The 12,447-nt window shown below is 61.5% G+C and carries 13 protein-coding genes; 7 read left to right on the top strand and 6 right to left on the bottom strand.

The window, feature by feature from the left end; translation table 11 throughout:
* Window positions 1-131: 131 nt before the first annotated feature.
* Window positions 132-407 carry a hypothetical protein gene (locus WYH_RS05765; protein ID WP_046903083.1) on the bottom strand — a complete coding sequence of 92 codons (276 nt, stop codon included), beginning with the start codon at window positions 405-407 and terminating at the stop codon, window positions 132-134.
* Window positions 408-636: 229 nt separating this feature from the next.
* Here WYH_RS05765 and recO point away from each other — a divergent pair, with 229 nt between their 5' ends.
* The 4 genes from recO (at window position 637) to WYH_RS05745 (ending at window position 3,801) form a co-directional block, all read left to right on the top strand.
* Window positions 637-1,239, top strand: coding sequence for a DNA repair protein RecO (gene recO / locus WYH_RS05760; RefSeq protein ID WP_046903082.1), 603 nt, complete (start codon window positions 637-639; stop codon window positions 1,237-1,239).
* Window positions 1,236-2,294 (top strand): 3-isopropylmalate dehydrogenase, encoded by a 1,059-nt coding sequence (leuB, locus tag WYH_RS05755; RefSeq protein ID WP_046903081.1) that lies wholly within the window; start codon window positions 1,236-1,238, stop codon window positions 2,292-2,294. The genes recO and leuB overlap by 4 nt, the downstream gene beginning before the upstream one ends.
* A 78-nt stretch (window positions 2,295-2,372) precedes the next feature.
* Window positions 2,373-3,539 carry a glycosyltransferase family 2 protein gene (locus WYH_RS05750; RefSeq protein ID WP_046903080.1) on the top strand — a complete coding sequence of 389 codons (1,167 nt, stop codon included), beginning with the start codon at window positions 2,373-2,375 and terminating at the stop codon, window positions 3,537-3,539.
* 82 nt (window positions 3,540-3,621) lie between these two features.
* A complete protein-coding gene (locus tag WYH_RS05745; protein ID WP_046903079.1) occupies window positions 3,622-3,801 on the top strand; it encodes a PLD nuclease N-terminal domain-containing protein in 180 nt (59 codons plus the stop codon).
* A gap of 74 nt (window positions 3,802-3,875) precedes the next feature.
* Here the strand turns inward: WYH_RS05745 and WYH_RS05740 are convergent, their stop codons facing one another.
* Together WYH_RS05740 and WYH_RS05735 are read right to left on the bottom strand one after the other, a co-directional pair.
* The gene (locus tag WYH_RS05740; RefSeq protein WP_046903078.1) at window positions 3,876-5,150 is read right to left on the bottom strand and encodes a phospholipid carrier-dependent glycosyltransferase; all 1,275 of its coding nucleotides are present in this window, start codon (window positions 5,148-5,150) and stop codon (window positions 3,876-3,878) included.
* Window positions 5,151-5,210: 60 nt separating this feature from the next.
* Window positions 5,211-5,429 carry a YrhK family protein gene (locus WYH_RS05735; RefSeq protein ID WP_046903077.1) on the bottom strand — a complete coding sequence of 73 codons (219 nt, stop codon included), beginning with the start codon at window positions 5,427-5,429 and terminating at the stop codon, window positions 5,211-5,213.
* A 106-nt stretch (window positions 5,430-5,535) separates the two neighbouring features.
* On the opposite strand from WYH_RS05735, the gene WYH_RS05730 reads away from it, so the two are divergent.
* From WYH_RS05730 to apaG, 3 genes are all read left to right on the top strand, one after another.
* On the top strand, window positions 5,536-6,741 hold the full coding sequence (locus tag WYH_RS05730) for a trans-sulfuration enzyme family protein (RefSeq protein WP_046903076.1): 1,206 nt from the start codon (window positions 5,536-5,538) through the stop codon (window positions 6,739-6,741).
* 150 nt (window positions 6,742-6,891) lie between these two features.
* Window positions 6,892-8,247 (top strand): PAS domain S-box protein, encoded by a 1,356-nt coding sequence (locus tag WYH_RS05725; protein ID WP_235980193.1) that lies wholly within the window; start codon window positions 6,892-6,894, stop codon window positions 8,245-8,247.
* A 69-nt stretch (window positions 8,248-8,316) separates the two neighbouring features.
* Window positions 8,317-8,730, top strand: coding sequence for a Co2+/Mg2+ efflux protein ApaG (apaG, locus tag WYH_RS05720; RefSeq protein ID WP_046903074.1), 414 nt, complete (start codon window positions 8,317-8,319; stop codon window positions 8,728-8,730).
* A gap of 172 nt (window positions 8,731-8,902) precedes the next feature.
* Here apaG and WYH_RS05715 read toward each other — a convergent pair whose 3' ends face one another.
* From WYH_RS05715 to WYH_RS05705, 3 genes are read right to left on the bottom strand one after another with little or no spacing between them, the layout of a single operon-like run.
* Window positions 8,903-9,325 carry a DUF6152 family protein gene (locus WYH_RS05715; protein WP_053833421.1) on the bottom strand — a complete coding sequence of 141 codons (423 nt, stop codon included), beginning with the start codon at window positions 9,323-9,325 and terminating at the stop codon, window positions 8,903-8,905.
* Between the two features lie 43 nt (window positions 9,326-9,368).
* Complete coding sequence (locus WYH_RS05710; RefSeq protein WP_053833420.1) at window positions 9,369-10,235, bottom strand: hypothetical protein; 867 nt, start codon at window positions 10,233-10,235, stop codon at window positions 9,369-9,371.
* Window positions 10,236-10,265: 30 nt separating this feature from the next.
* A complete protein-coding gene (locus WYH_RS05705) occupies window positions 10,266-12,164 on the bottom strand; it encodes an outer membrane protein assembly factor BamB family protein (protein ID WP_053833419.1) in 1,899 nt (632 codons plus the stop codon).
* Between the last annotated feature and the right edge of the window lie 283 nt (window positions 12,165-12,447).

Here is a 12,447-nt window from a genome sequence, read left to right as displayed (position 1 = left end):
CCCATTTTCGGGGCCGCCTCTATTCTCTCGTGACCGGATAAAGGGAAGGGGCCCCGCATTGGCGGAGCCCCCGAAGCGGCGCGGTTACGAAGGGGGGACCCGCGCGCTTCTTTCCCGAAAATTGTTGCCGATCAGTCGATTGCGTCGGCCTTTTCTTCCATGGCTTCGGCTTCCTGTTCGCCGGCTTCTTCTACGGCGTCGGCTTGATCGTCGAGATTTTCTTCCATCGCTTCGGTGGAAGCATCGTCAGCCGCGTCTTCCAGGGCATCGGCCTGCATATCGGCCTGATCCTCTATGGCTTCCGCCTGTTCTTCCAGCGCGTCTGCTTCATTGTCCGCAGTCGAATCGGCGCCGCACGCCGCGAGCAGTGCGAGGGCGGGAAGGGCGGCAAAGGTTGCAGCTTTCATAATTCGATTTCTCCTGTTGTAACCCGGCGTTGGAAGCGCCCCGGCAGCTGGGCCGGCAGCGCCTGGCCGATGCCAGCCAACACGATGCCCCGAACGAACCGCATGCCGCTCGGTTCCGGGAAAGATATGATTGGCCTGGTGAATTGATGGCAGTTGGGGCGGGGGCGTCTCCCCGGCTGCGCGCCAAGCGGCTTGCTTCCGGGCGGTTCACAAGTCAGGCAGCGAAACCATGCAGATACGCGCCCCCGCAATCCTGATCGCCGCCCGTGCGCATGGTGAAACGGCGGTGATCGCGCGCCTTCTGACAGAAGAATTCGGCATGGTTGCCGCCTATGTCGCGGGCGGGCGTGGGCGGCGTTTGCGGCCTGTGGTGATACCGGGCAATCTGGTGGAACTTCAGCTTTCCGCCCGGTCCGAAAGCCAGCTCCCCTTCGCGAAACTGGAATTGCTGGAAAGTCGCGGCCCGTTTCTGAGCGAGCCGCTGGCGGCGGCGGCCATCGGCTGGGCCTGCGCATTGACGGCCACCGCCTTGCCAGAAAGGCAGCCTTATCCACCGCTTTACGATGCGCTGGGCGCGCTGCTTGGCGCGATTTGCCATGCGCCATCCGCGCGCGGCTGGGCCGGGGCCATGGTGGCATATGAAAGCTTGCTGCTGCGCGAACTGGGTTATGGCGGCACGGGGCAGCGGCCGCAGGGTGAACTGCCCGAAATCCTGGCTGCGATGGACAGATTGGCGCCTGCACTGGATCACTACCTGCTTGCCGACAGGCGCGGCGATGTTATGGCCGCCCGCTCTCGCCTCAGGGATTTGCTGGAAAGAATTTTGCGATGAAGATTGCCTGCCTTGCCGGAGATGGAATCGGCCCGGAAATCATGGCCGAAGCGCGCCGCGTGCTGGATGCGCTGGCGCTGGAAAATGTGGAAATCTTCGAAGGCGATGTCGGTGGCACTGGCTACAAGAAGCACGGCCATCCGCTTCCGCCTGAAACGCTGGAGATGTGCAAGGCGGCCGATGCCGTGCTGTTCGGCGCCGTGGGCGATCCCGATTGCGACAATCTTGAACGGCATCTGCGCCCGGAACAGGCCATTCTGGGCCTTCGGCAGGCATTGACCCTGTTCGCCAATCTCCGCCCGGCGACGATGTTTCCGGGGCTGGAAGACATGACCGCCCTGCGCCCCGAAGTGGCCCGCACCATCGACCTGTTGATCGTGCGGGAGCTGAATGGCGATGTCTATTTTGGCGAGAAGGCCATCCGCACGCTGGATGACGGACGCCGCCAGGGCTTCGACTTGATGTCCTATGCCGAAGACGAGGTGCGCCGTATCGCGCATGTCGCATTCCGCGCCGCGCAGGGCCGGAAGAAGAAATTGTGCAGTGTGGACAAGGCCAATGTGCTGGAAACCAGCCAGCTCTGGCGCGACGTGGTAATCGAGGTTGCGGCCGAATATCCCGATGTCGCGCTCAGCCACATGTATGTGGATAATGCCGCGATGCAGCTGGTGCGCGATCCGGGCCAGTTCGACGTGGTGGTGACGGGCAATTTGTTTGGCGACATTCTATCCGACCAGGCGAGCATGTGCGTGGGTTCCATCGGCCTGCTGGCCAGTGCTTCACTGGGCGAAACGCAGACCGAATACGGCACCAAGGGCCTGTATGAACCGATCCATGGCAGCGCGCCGGATATTGCCGGGCAGGGCAAGGCAAATCCCATGGCGATGATCCTCAGTCTGGCCATGATGCTGCGTCATTCCTTCGGTCTGGAAGGGCAGGCGGCCCGCATAGAAACGGCTGTTTCGCGGACCCTGGCCGATGGGATCAAAGGCGCCGATCTGGGTGGCAGTGCGAGTACGGTTGAAGTGGGCGATGCGGTGCTGGCGCGCCTCTGACGCGATTTCTTGCGGCGCGGGCGGGGCGGCGTTAACCGTCAACGCGATGGTGACATTTACCATCTATTTCGCGGCCGCATGGACATGACGCATGACGCGCTGAATCGGGCAGCCAGTGCCGCAACGCGGCCGCTGGAACTGGCCATCGTGCTGCCCACGCTCAATGAAAAGGGCAATATCGCGCCGATGGTCGCCCGGCTGGAGGATGCGCTCGGCTCGTCCGGCTGGGAAGCGATCTTCGTCGATGACAACAGCACGGACGGCACGGCCGATGCCATCCGGGAAATTTCCCGCACGGATCCGCGCGTTCGGGTGATCCAGCGGATTGGCCGGCGCGGCCTGTCCAGCGCCGCGATAGAGGGGATGTGCGCCACCGCTGCGCCGGTGGTGGCGGTGATGGACGCCGACCAGCAGCACGATGCAAATCTGTTGCCGCTGATGCTGGAGGCGATCCGGTCCGGCGAATATGATCTCGCCTATGCCAGCCGCTTCGCCGAAGGGGCCAGCACCGCGCAATGGAACCGGCCGGACCGCGAAAGGCTTTCCGGCCTTGCCAACGCTCTCGCCCGCAAGGTTATCGGCATGCAGTTGAGCGATCCGATGAGCGGCTATTTCATGCTCCGCACCGAAACCCTGCGGCAGGATGCGGATCGGCTTTCCGGCATCGGTTTCAAGATCCTGCTCGATATTCTGGCGACGGTGGACAAGCCTTTGCGGGTCAAGGAATTTCCGCTGAATTTCGCCGCTCGTTCGGCAGGGGAAAGCAAGCTGGACCGCGTGGTTGCCTTTGAATTTCTGGTCGGCCTGTATGACAAGTGGCTCGGCCGGATCGTGCCCACTCGTTATGCTTTGTTCGGAACGATCGGAGCGATGGGCGTGGTCGTGCACATGGCCGTGCTGGCGGCGTTCCTCGCCATCTTCCGTGACGGTTTCGGCCATGTGGCCTTCACCGATTTCGAGATCGGGCAGACCGTGGCGGCAGTGGTCGCCATGACTTTCAATTTCGTGCTGAATAACGCCCTGACCTATGCCGACAGCCGATTGAGCGGGCTTTTTCCCCTGCTGCGCGGCTGGATGAAATTCGCGCTGACCTGTTCGGTCGGGCTGCTGGCCAATGTGGGCGCGGCGGCCACGCTGGTGCGGCTGGGTATGCATGAATATCCGGCGGCGCTGGTCGGCATCGCGATCGGCTCCGTGTGGAATTACGCCCTGTCGAGCCGCTTCGTCTGGGGTCGTTTCAAGTAATCCGGGAACCTAATTCATTCGCGATCCGTTGAGCCGGCAAGAGGTCGCAAGAGGCGCGGCCTGAGGAATTAGGAGAGCCAGAATGGAAATCCTTGGTATTGTTGTCCTGCTGCTGGATATCTGGGCAATCGTGAATATTGTTCAGAGCCCGTCTTCGATTGCCGCGAAGGTTCTTTGGTCGCTTGGCGTGGTAATCTTCCCGGTGGTTGGCTTTATTGTATGGCTGCTTGCCGGCCCGCGTGGTCGCACCGCCATAGCCTGACCCTTAATCGACCGGATTAACATGATGGAACGCCCGGGTGGTCTGCGGATCGCCCGGGCGTTCCTGTTTGCGCGTCAACGCCAGCTATCCAGCCACATCCAATATTCGAAAGCCATCTGGTCATCCAGCCGGGCGGCGCTCAGGATCGGCCAGAAATGCGCGAATAGCAGCACCGATCCCGCCAGAATTGCCCAGGCGATCCAGTCCCGCCCGCTGCGCCGCAGATCGTCCAGCGCAAGGGCGAGGGCAGCCAGCAGGAAGCAGCTGGGCAGCATGTAATGGTAATAGAATTGCACGTTCTTGGCTGCGACCACCCACAGGCCGAGCGTGACAGCATAACAGGCCGCCACCGCCAGCATGTCCCACCGGCGTTGGAACATTCCCTTCCAGGCGCACCAGGCAAGGGCTGGCAAGCCCGCGATCATGGTCAGTGGATTGCCCAGCATCAGCACGCCCCGCTGCGCGCCGCCTATCGGTTCATAAAGATACCAGATCGCCCGCCAGTCCAGCACCCACTGATACCACACGCTTTGGTAAGTATGCGGCTTAAGAAGCTGTTCCTGCAGCGATAACATCCGTTCGTGCAGATCGATCAGGCCGAGCGGGGTGATCGATCCGTCGCGGTAGAAGAAAAACGGCCAGTAACAGGCGGCATAGACGAGCAGAGGCAGCAGGCCGAGCCACAGCGCCGCCTCCGCCAAGGTCATCCCCGGGATCGGCGCACCGCGCCGCGAAGTGAGGAAACGCCGCCCCGCGCTGCGGATGCGGAAGATCAGAAATATCATCCCCGGCATCATGGCCAGCGGAATCGCGTTCCATTTGCTGGCCATGGCGCAGCCTAGCGCAACACCCACTATCGCCAGGCGCCACCGAGCTGTTTCGGGTTCGCGAATGGTGGCTGCGAACATCCACAGCGCCAGCATGGCAAAACCGGCCATGAAGATATCCAGCATGGCAATCCGCGCTTCCACCAGCAGCGGAAAGCCGGTGAGCAGCAATATACCGCAGGCGATGCTGGCAAAGGCCGATCCGCTGGCGAACCACATTGCTCGTGTGCCGCCGATTACGGCCAGCACACCGAAGATCGCAGGCATGATCCGCCAGCCCAGAGCATTGTCGCCGAAGATCGCCATGCCCAGCGCAATCAGCTGCTTGCCCAGCGGAGGATGTTCGATGTTCAGCGGGTGTGACAGGTCCAGCACGGTCCGCGCCGCGGGCACGTAATGCACTTCATCGAAAAACGGCTTGTCAGGGATGGTGAGCCGGATGGCGCAAAGACAGGCGAATGCCAGCGCAACCAGCGCTGTCCAGCCGATCGGATCCTGTCGCTGATGGAACGGCCGGTTCATCGCCTGCCTCGATATGCAGCAGCGGCAAGCCGGGCAACCGCAATGCGATGGGCGGACATCTCAATCGCGATCAAGCTGCTTGGCCGCCAGATCCCCGATTGCACCCAGCAGCATGAGGAACGATCCGGCAATGAACAGCCAGACGCCCGTGGTCTTGTATTCTTCGAAATGGGGCAGGAAAAGAATACTGCCCACGAAGAAGGCGAGATTGCCGGTGAGGCCGATCCCGCCATGTATCCAGCCATATTCCTGCAAAAGGATCCTGATCGGATGGGCCATGTTTCCTCCTTTCAAACGCTCCCTTGCTTGCGCCCGATGATAGCGCCCCCGGCCTGCGCAGCATCCCCGCTTGTCGGCGCGCCTTTGCACCCTTACAGGCGCGACCATGAAAAGGACCACCGGAACCGATCGCTCCATCACCAGCAAATGGCGCCCGCAGACCCGCGCGGTGCGCGGCGGCACATGGCGCAGCGAACAGGGGGAGACGAGCGAGGCTCTCTTCCTCAATAGCGGATATAGCTATGACGATGCGCAGACCCCGGCCGATCGCTTTGCGGGCGAGGCCGAAGGCATGGTCTATTCGCGGATGCAGAACCCGACCACGCAGATGCTGGAAGAACGCATCGCGCTGATGGAAGGGGCGGAAGCGTGCCGTGTGCAGGCCACCGGCATGGCGGCGATGACCTGCGCCCTTCTTTGCCAGCTTTCCGCCGGGGACCATATTGTTGCCGGCCGTGCGGCATTCGGATCGTGCCGCTGGATCGTGGACAATCTGCTGCCGCGTTTCGGCATCGAAAAGACCGTGATCGACGCGCGTGACAATGCCGCGTGGGAAGCCGCAATCCGGCCCAATACCAAGGTTTTCTTTTTTGAAACTCCCGCCAATCCGACCATGGACGTGGTCGATCTGGCATTCGTCTGCGGGCTTGCCCGTTCGCATGGCATCACCAGTGTTGTGGACAATGCCTTCGCCACTGCCGTTCTGCAGCGCCCGCTTGAATTCGGCGCGGATGTGGTTGCCTATTCCGCCACCAAGCTGATGGATGGGCAGGGCCGCGTTCTGGCTGGCGCCCTTTGCAGCAGTGAGGAGTGGATCCAGGAAAAACTGATGCCGTTCCAGCGCAATACGGGCCCGATTCTGGCGCCCTTCAATGCCTGGGTCGTGCTGAAGGCGCTGGAGACGTTGGAACTCAGGGCCAACAAGCAGTCCGAAAATGCAATGGAAGTGGCCAAGTTTCTGGAAGGGCGCGTGCCGCAAGTGCTCTATCCCGGTTTGCCGAGCCATCCGCAGCACGAATTATGCATGAAGCAGATGAGCCATGCCGGTGCGATTTTCTCTTTTGTGATGGATGGGCGCGAACAGGCAATGGGCCTGCTCGACGCGCTGGAACTGATCGATATCTCCAACAATATCGGAGACAGCCGGTCGTTGATGACTCATCCGGCAACGACCACCCATCATAATATGGGGCCCGAAGGGCGCGAGGAAGCCGGAGTTGCGGAAGGGATGCTGCGGCTGAATGTCGGCCTGGAAGACCCCCAGGACCTGATCGAGGATCTGGATCGCGCGCTGGGCCGGATCGGGTTGTAAGCTGCCGCCTATCGCTCCCGGGGAACATTACTGCGGTCTCGTCGTTTCTTTTATTCGCTTTCCACCGCAAGTATCGGAATGCTCGCCATTTTGTACATCCGGGGGTAAAGTAACGATTGTAATGGGATGTGGTGCAGGGGGGCTTCCTGCTTGATCGAAGTTCGTGATCTTTATGCTGCGCTGATCGAATCCTCTGACGATGCCATCGTCGCCAAGGATACGGACGGTATCGTCAATTCCTGGAACCCCGCCGCCGAAAAGCTCTTCGGCTATAGTGCGGAGGAAATGATCGGCCAGTCGATCCGTATTCTTATCCCCGCGGATCTGCAGGAGGAGGAAGATCTGATCCTCTCCCGCATTCGCAATGGCGAACGGGTCGATCAGTTCTTCACCAAGAGACGTCACAAATCCGGGCGCCTGCTGGATGTATCGGTTGCCGTTTCACCGGTCCGCAACAGCGAAGGGCGGATTGTCGGTGCGAGCAAGATTGCCCGCGATGCCCAACCCTATCTCGAAAACCAGCGACGGCTGCGTGAAAGCGAAGAACGTTTCCGGATGCTGGCGGAGAATATGTCCCAGCTCGCCTGGATCGCGCGGCCGGACGGACAGATCTTCTGGTACAACAAGCGTTGGTACGATTTCACCGGCACAACGCTGGAGCAGGTCGAAGGATGGGGGTGGGCCGATATCCACCATCCCGATCATTTGCAGCAGGTTGAAGAACATTACCGCAGCTGTCTGGCGCGGGGCGTGGATTGGGAGGATACTTTCCCCTTGCGTGGCCGTGACGGGGAATATCGCTGGTTTCTTTCCCGCGCCAAGCCGATCCGTGGCGATGATGGCAAGATCGTGAACTGGTTCGGCACGAATACCGATATCACTGACCAGCGCGAGCAGGAGGAACAGATCCGCCTGTTGCTGATGGAAGTGAACCACAGGTCCAAGAACATGCTTTCCACCGTGCAGGCGCTGGCGCGGCGGACGGCGCGGGACGATGCCGGTTTCATCGCCCGGTTCGAGGATCGCGTGCGGAGCCTGGCGGTCAATCAGGATATTCTGGTACGCCGTGACTGGCGCGAAGTCCCCGTGGACGAATTGGTGCATCACCAGTTGCATTTCATCGACCAGGCCGTGGGCGAGGTCGATATTACCGGGCCGCCCTGTGCGCTGAAACCGCGCGCGGCTGAAGTCATCGGCATGGCCCTGCATGAACTGGCCACCAACTCGCTGAAATATGGCGCAATGTCTGCCAAAGGCGGGCATGTGGACATCGGTTGGAGCTGCCCCCCTGATACCGGCGGATTTTCCATCTGGTGGCGGGAAACAGGCGGCCCGGAAGTGGAGGAGCCCGAACAGGCAGGTTTCGGGACCACGCTGATCCGCGAAGTTCCCCGTCACAATCTTTGCGCGGATGTCACCCTGGATTACCGGCCGCAGGGCTTGTGCTGGGAGGTTTCCTGCGACGATAGCGTTCTGGCCCGGCTGGTGCAGCCCGGCGCAGCCTGACGGTTTACTGTCGGCGAAATTCCGCCTTCCCCCTTGTCCGGCACGGCAAAGCCGTTAGCTGGTGGAACAATGGCCAATGTACTCTCCAGCCTGTTCCAGCATACGGCGATAACAGCCGGGGTCACCGTTCGGGTGGCCGTGAACTTCATGCCGGAACAATCCCGGGTTGAAGCGGGGCGGTGGTTCTGGGTCTATCATATCAGGATAGAAAACCACCGGGACGACAAGGTGCAATTGCGCAGCCGCCATTGGCGCATCACCGATGGGCGCGGCATGGTGAATATCGTCGATGGCGAGGGGGTGGTGGGCGAAACGCCGCTGCTGGCACCGGGCCAGACGCATGATTACGTGTCCGGCTGTGAACTGACGACCCACCAAGGGTCCATGGAAGGGCACTACACTTTCGTCCAGGAAGACGGCGAATTGTTTGAAGTGTCGATACCCTTCTTCCCCCTGGCAGCGCCCGCGCCGGCCAACCGCTGATCGCGCCTGTGCCCGCCTGGCGGCGGGCGGGGCCTGCCGTGCTTTCCCGCTCGAATTGACAGGGCTGGGCTGCCGTTCCTGCCAGCCTGACCGCTGAACAGAAAAGGCCCGCAATCGGCTGATTGCGGGCCCTTCTGCCGGCAGCCCGAAGGCTGCCCGATCTGATCGGGACTTAGTTGCCCTTGGCGCGCTTTGCAGCAGCAGCCACCGCTTCGGTGGTCGGGTTGCCGAGCGAAAGCTCGCGGCCATTCGGGAAACGGATTTCCGCGGCAGATGCGCGGGTGTCCCCATCGCGAGCACGGAATGCGTCCACGATGATTTCGGTGCCGGAAGGCAGCGAGTTACGGTTCCAGCCGCGGCGCAGCAGGGCGCTGGGCGCACCGCCTTCAACACGCCAGGTTTCGCCTTCCTTGGTCTTGATGTGAATCCAGGAGTGGGGGTTGACCCACTCGAACTTGATCACCTTGCCTTCAAGACGGATCGGCTTGTTGCGGTCAAACTCGGTCGCGAAGGAATGGTGTGCGACAGCCGTGCCCGCCGTCCCCGCGGCGAGGACTGCACCGAGTGCAGCGGCAGTCCACTTCTTGATTTGCATGACTAAACTACTCCTCGATCTTCAATAGGGTCGTTATCGATTATTATTCAGCAGCTTCGGAGCCGCTTTCCCCTTCTAGCAAGTCACCATATAGCAGATGCTCGCTGAACGGGACGCAACGAAACTCAAGCAGCTGTGCGTTTTCTTCAACACGGCGATACAGCGGCATCTTGATCTTCCACGGACGCGTATAGACGGACGGATCGTCGATCGTCGCTTCGTAGTCGATGTGGTTTTCGCCGTTCAGGGTGAACTTTTCGACCACCGATGCAGTGTTGGTGAGATAATTGCCGGCACGGTCGAGCCAGGTCACGCCCGGTTCCAACTCACCACCAGGCAGCTTCACGTCACCCGGGCTCAGGGCCAGCGTGGTGACGACCAGCGTATCGCCATCCCATTCGCCATAGGAAGTGCCCATCCAGGTATCGATCGGCGGCACGCCGACCGGGCCCATGTGGATGACACGGTTCGCATTGGCATATTCATAGACCATCAGGATGTCGTCACCGCCGCCCTGAATGATCTGGAAGGGATAGGGCATGTAGGTCGCCCGCGGGATACCGGGAAGGTAACATGCAGCCTCCGGATCGTGGCTGATCATGTTTTCCTTGTTTTTCTTCAGCCGCTCCAGCGCTTCCGGCTTGTAGGGGATTTCGCCCCCTTCAACGACGCCCAGGCCCGGCGGAATCGCGCCAATGGCACCCACGAGGCCATCGGCAACGGGGTTGGGACCGGCGGAATGCGGTTCAAGGTTCCAGTTGGCCTGGTTCACCGCCTGCCAGATGCCGTTCAGATTCGGATGGCCGTCAATCGTGTCTGCCGCTTCCGAACCCTGTGCCATGACCGGTGCCGACGCGCCCGTCATGACGAAGGCTGCCGCTGTGGCTGCCAGAATGGTAAGTCGTTTCATCCCCCACCTAACCTCTCTTGTTTGATTCCCTCAACGGGATAGCGAATAGGCCATGATCGTGCCACCGGCATTGATGGCCACGTATTGTTTGCCGTCGCTGCCCCGATAGGTCATCGGATTGGCGTTGGCGTTTCCGCGCAGCTGGGCCTCCCACAGCTGGCGGCCGGTTTCCGCGTCGAATGCACGGAAACGCTTGTCATTGGTTGCGCCGACGAAGACCAGTCCGCCGGCAGTGACCGTGGGCCCGGCATTGCCGGCATTGCCCAGCACCTGCCTGCCTTCGGGCAGTTGTTCGAACAGTCCGAGCGGCACCTGCCACTTCACATCGCCCGTATTAGCGTCAACCGCGGTCAGTTCCGCCCATGGCGGCTTGTAGCAGGGAAGGCTCGGCCCGACAGGGCGGCCCTGCTCGTCATATTCGCCGGACAAAGGCGCGCTGAAGGTGAAGAACGGGCCCTTGCCGTCCACGCTTGCGCGGTCATAGGGCTGGTTCGTATCATTCGCGTCGAAGCTGTAGCTTTCGTCCGTTTCCTTCAGCTCCACCCAGCCGACCAGCGATGTATGCTGGATATTGGCGAAGACCATGCCGGAATTCGGATCGACCGCCATGCCGCCCCAGTTGACCCCGCCAGTGCCGCCCGGAAGCTGGATGGTGGAGCGGGGCGGGGCACCCTTGCGATGCAGGTAGAAAGGCGTGAAAGGCCCGTAATTCAGATAGCCGCCGGCCTTGCGCCACATGGCCTGGCATGCCTGGGCATGGGCCTCGCTCGTATCCTCGGCGGTGACGAGATCGTCATAGGTCAGCTTGACCCGTGCGAGCGGCGGCGTTTTTACAGGGAAAGGCTGCGTCGGCGCATAATATTCGCCCGGCACGTCCCCCTGGGGAACGGGGCGTTCTTCCACGGGCAGTGCGGGTTCGCCGGTTTCGCGGTCCAGCACGAAGAAACGCGCTGCCTTGCCCACATGGGCGATCACCGGCTCTTTCTTGCCGTCGATCGTCGCATCGATCAGCGGGCCGGCGCTGGGAATGTCAGTGTCCCAGATATCGTGATGCACCGTCTGGAAGTGCCATTTGTATTCGCCGGTCTTGAGATCGACCGCGACCAGCGAATTGCCATAGAGATTGTCGCCCGGCCGGCCGCCGCCCCAGTAATTCGGGGCAGGGCTGCTGATCGGCAGTATCACGATGCCGCGTTCCAGATCGATCGGTGCGGAAACGGACCACATATTGGTGCCGGAACGGTTCTTCCAGCCATTGCCCCAACTTTCGTTATGGGGTTCGCCTTCTTGGGGAACTGTCTGGAATTCCCACAATTTCTCGCCCGTGCGAACATCGAAGGCGCGCGGATTGCCGGGCACGCCCTGCGGGTTCTCCAGCGTCGCGGCGCCGATTACGGCGACGGTTCCGCCAATCGAAGGCGTGCCGCCATAGGGAACGCCGACATCGACCATTCCGCCATCACCGAAGCCGGAAACGGGCTGGCCGGTCCGCGCATCCAGAGCGATCAGGAGATTGCCCGCCATGAACAGGATGCGGGCCCCTTCGCCATTATCGTCTGCCCAATAGCTGACACCGCGGGTCGAGGCGGTGCGCGGCGGGCCTTCGCCTTCCGACGGGGGCACGGCGTAGGACCAAATTTCCTCGCCACTATCGGCATCCAGTGCGACCACGCGGCTGCCGGCGGGCATATACATGGTGCCGCCAACCACCAGCGGAGTGGCCGTGTTGAAACCGCGCAGGGGATAGCTCCAGGCTTCCTGCAGCTGGTTCACATTGGCGCGGTTGATATCGGCAAGCGGGGAGTAGCGGGTGGACGCGGCATCGCGGTTGATGGTCTGCCAGTCGCCATCGGCCACCTGGGCAAAGGCCGTGCCTCCCACTATCAGGGCAGCACTCGTGGCCAGCCCCAGGCTCCTTGCGAAGCGCATATGAATCCTCCCGCCGATTCCCATCATTAAGCCTGCCGAACATCGTCCGGAACGCCATCTCGTTGATTCTGTCCTACGGTTGGATGGCAGATTTGACAATGGGCTCTCGTTGATTTCGATCAAGGATCGGCTTTAAACCGACTGTATCTGTGGCAATCCGACGACAGTCGGCAAGGTTGTCAGGGGAGTGGACTTTATCAAATTTATCGATGCCGGGGCTTGGCGCGGCTGGCTCGCCGCGCTAGCGGAGGGCGTCGCAATGCGGAGGCAATGCGCCGGGGGT

Source organism: Croceibacterium atlanticum (genome assembly GCF_001008165.2).
GTDB lineage: Bacteria > Pseudomonadota > Alphaproteobacteria > Sphingomonadales > Sphingomonadaceae > Croceibacterium_C > Croceibacterium_C atlanticum.
Note: the sequence above shows the minus strand (reverse complement) of the source record. Positions and strands in the feature narration are given on the sequence as shown.

What these genes read in the sequence shown, in the direction of transcription:
- WYH_RS05765 (WP_046903083.1), bottom strand. Translation starts at nt 407, where the DNA reads ATGAAAGCTGCAACCTTTGCCGCCCTTCCCGCCCTCGCACTGCTCGCG.
- recO (WP_046903082.1), top strand. Translation starts at nt 637, where the DNA reads ATGCAGATACGCGCCCCCGCAATCCTGATCGCCGCCCGTGCGCATGGT.
- leuB (WP_046903081.1), top strand. Translation starts at nt 1,236, where the DNA reads ATGAAGATTGCCTGCCTTGCCGGAGATGGAATCGGCCCGGAAATCATG.
- WYH_RS05750 (WP_046903080.1), top strand. Translation starts at nt 2,373, where the DNA reads ATGGACATGACGCATGACGCGCTGAATCGGGCAGCCAGTGCCGCAACG.
- WYH_RS05745 (WP_046903079.1), top strand. Translation starts at nt 3,622, where the DNA reads ATGGAAATCCTTGGTATTGTTGTCCTGCTGCTGGATATCTGGGCAATC.
- WYH_RS05740 (WP_046903078.1), bottom strand. Translation starts at nt 5,150, where the DNA reads ATGAACCGGCCGTTCCATCAGCGACAGGATCCGATCGGCTGGACAGCG.
- WYH_RS05735 (WP_046903077.1), bottom strand. Translation starts at nt 5,429, where the DNA reads ATGGCCCATCCGATCAGGATCCTTTTGCAGGAATATGGCTGGATACAT.
- WYH_RS05730 (WP_046903076.1), top strand. Translation starts at nt 5,536, where the DNA reads ATGAAAAGGACCACCGGAACCGATCGCTCCATCACCAGCAAATGGCGC.
- apaG (WP_046903074.1), top strand. Translation starts at nt 8,317, where the DNA reads ATGGCCAATGTACTCTCCAGCCTGTTCCAGCATACGGCGATAACAGCC.
- WYH_RS05715 (WP_053833421.1), bottom strand. Translation starts at nt 9,325, where the DNA reads ATGCAAATCAAGAAGTGGACTGCCGCTGCACTCGGTGCAGTCCTCGCC.
- WYH_RS05710 (WP_053833420.1), bottom strand. Translation starts at nt 10,235, where the DNA reads ATGAAACGACTTACCATTCTGGCAGCCACAGCGGCAGCCTTCGTCATG.
- WYH_RS05705 (WP_053833419.1), bottom strand. Translation starts at nt 12,164, where the DNA reads ATGCGCTTCGCAAGGAGCCTGGGGCTGGCCACGAGTGCTGCCCTGATA.